This window comes from Streptomyces sp. UH6, from assembly GCF_013421635.1.
Taxonomy (GTDB): Bacteria; Actinomycetota; Actinomycetes; order Streptomycetales; family Streptomycetaceae; genus Streptomyces; species Streptomyces abyssomicinicus.
The window spans coordinates 1-2,231 of the sequence record NZ_JACADT010000935.1 but is presented as its reverse complement, the minus strand read 5'-3'; the positions used below and the strand labels follow the sequence as shown (position 1 = coordinate 2,231).

Annotated in this window: 2 protein-coding genes; both read left to right on the top strand. The window is 73.2% G+C overall.

The window, feature by feature from the left end; genetic code table 11:
• Window positions 1-292: 292 nt before the first annotated feature.
• Entirely contained in the window at window positions 293-844 is a 552-nt protein-coding gene (locus HW445_RS27740; RefSeq protein ID WP_180223613.1) for a TetR/AcrR family transcriptional regulator, read from the top strand.
• Window positions 841-2,231: MFS transporter (locus HW445_RS27735; protein WP_180223612.1), on the top strand; the 1,391-nt coding region annotated here is incomplete at its 3' end. The genes HW445_RS27740 and HW445_RS27735, both read left to right, overlap by 4 nt.

Genomic DNA, 2,231 nt, shown 5'->3' with positions numbered 1-2,231 from the left:
GGCCGTGGAGGCGGCGTCGCTGCTGTCGCAACACCCCACGCCCCTCGTTCCGGCTCCGCACGCCACCCGTGCCCTCGGTGGGCCCCCGGGAGCGGGCGGCCTCGGCCGACGTCGGCGCTCCCCAGGACCTCGCGCCGAGACAAACACGGAGCATCCGCACAGGTCAATAGCGCGCGGGCGGCGGATGCCCGCCGGCGCCCGGCGCTGGCTCCGGCGGAGAGGCAGGGATGAATTCTGCGCCATCCTCGCCTCTGGTGAGACATCAGTGTCTCATTCGGGTTATCGTTGACTCATGGCTTTCGATCGTGACGACGTATTGCGCGCCGCCGCCGAGCTGCTGACGCGGAGGGCCACGGCGACGATGGAGGAGGTCGCCCGTGCCGCGGGGGTGAGCAGGGCGACGCTGAACCGCCACTTCGCCGGGCGCGACGCGCTGGTCCGTGCCCTGGAGGACCTGGGCATCGCCGAGTGCGAAGCGGCCCTGGACGCGGCTCGCGTCGAGGAGGGCGCGGCCGTGGACGCGGTGCGCCGCCTGGTCCGTGAGGCCGAGTCCTGCGCGGGACTGCTGGCCTTCCTCTACTCGGAGTCCCAGCTCTTCGAGGGCGAGGAGCGGCACGCGGGCTGGGCCCGCATCGACGAACGGCTCACCGGGCTGTTCCGCCGGGGCCAGGAGAGCGGGGAGTTCCGCATCGACCTGAGTGCGGCGTGGCTGACCGAGGCGCTCTACGGCCTGCTGGCGGCCGGGAGTTACGCCGTCACCGAGGGCAGGGCGGCCCGCAACGGATTCGTCCACATGGTCGTCGAGCTCCTGCTCGGCGGCGCGATACGGAGGAACGCGTCATGACCGGTTCCGTGCAGGAGGCCGCCGAGCGGGGCGGCGCGCAGCGGGCCGCCGGCCGCTGGGTCGCCCTGGGCGTCCTGGTCCTCGCCGTGCTGCTCGTGGCGGTGGACGCCACCGTCCTCGGTCTGGCCACGCCCTACCTGAGCGAGGATCTGCAGCCCTCCGGCACGCAGCTGCTGTGGATCGGCGACGCCTACTCCTTCGTGATCGCCGGCCTGCTCATCTCCATGGGCAGCCTGGGCGACCGCATCGGCCGCAAGCGGCTGCTGCTCGTCGGTGCCACCGCGTTCGGGCTGGTCTCCGTGCTGAACGCCTACGCGCAGACGCCGGAGATGATGATCGTCGCCCGTGCGCTCCTGGGCGTCGCCGGTGCCACGCTGATGCCCTCCACGCTGGCGCTGATCCGCAACATCTTCCACGACCCGCGGGAGCGCAGTCTCGCCATCGGCCTCTGGAGCGCCGCGGCCTCGGCGGGCATGGCGGTCGGCCCGATCGCCGGCGGCGCCCTGCTGGAGCACTTCTGGTGGGGTTCCGTCTTCCTGATCAACCTCCCGGTGATGGCTCTGCTGGTCGTCGTCGGGGTGCGCACGCTCCCGGAGTCGCGCAACCCCGCTCCGGGGCCGTGGGACCTGCCGAGCGTCCTCCTGTCGCTGGCCGCCGTGGTCGGCGTCGTCTACGCCCTCAAGGAGACCGCCGCCCACGGGTTCGCCTGGCCCGCCCTCGGGGCAGGCCTGCTGGGAGCGGTCGCCCTCCGTGCGTTCGTCCGGCGCCAGCGCGGTCTGCCGGTCCCGCTGGTGGACGTCGGGCTGTTCCGCAGCCGCGGCTTCAGCGGCGCCGTCCTGGCGAACCTGCTGACCATCCTCGGGCTGTCCGGTCTGCTGTTCTTCCTCTCCCAGTACCTGCAACTGGTCCAGGGCCGCCGGCCCATCGAAGCGGGCATCGCCGAACTCCCGGCCGCCGTCGGAGCGGTGGTGGCCGGTCTGCTCGCGGGCGGCGCGGCACGACGCCTCTCCGTGCGCGCGGTCGTCTCCGGCGGCCTGGCCGTGATCGGCCTGGCCCTCGCGGTCCTGACGACGATCAGCCAGTCCACCGGCTACCTCCAGATCGGCGCCGTCCTCCTGGTCGTCGGTTTCGGCGCGGGACTGGCGTTCACGGTCACCTCGGACGTCATCCTCACCGCCGTCCCCAAGGAGCAGGCCGGCGCCGCCTCCGCGGTCTCGGAGACGGCGTACGAACTGGGCACCGCGCTGGGCATCGCCCTGCTGGGGTCCGTCGTCACCGGCGTCTACCGGGACTTCACCGGACCGGCCGGCACCCCGCAGGCGGCACACGAATCGCTGGGCGGAGCCGTCGTGGCCGCCGCGCACATGCCCGGCGACGCGGCAGCCGC

Coding starts and splice junctions, on each gene's coding strand:
- HW445_RS27740 (WP_180223613.1), top strand. CDS start 293: ATGGCTTTCGATCGTGACGACGTATTGCGCGCCGCCGCCGAGCTGCTG.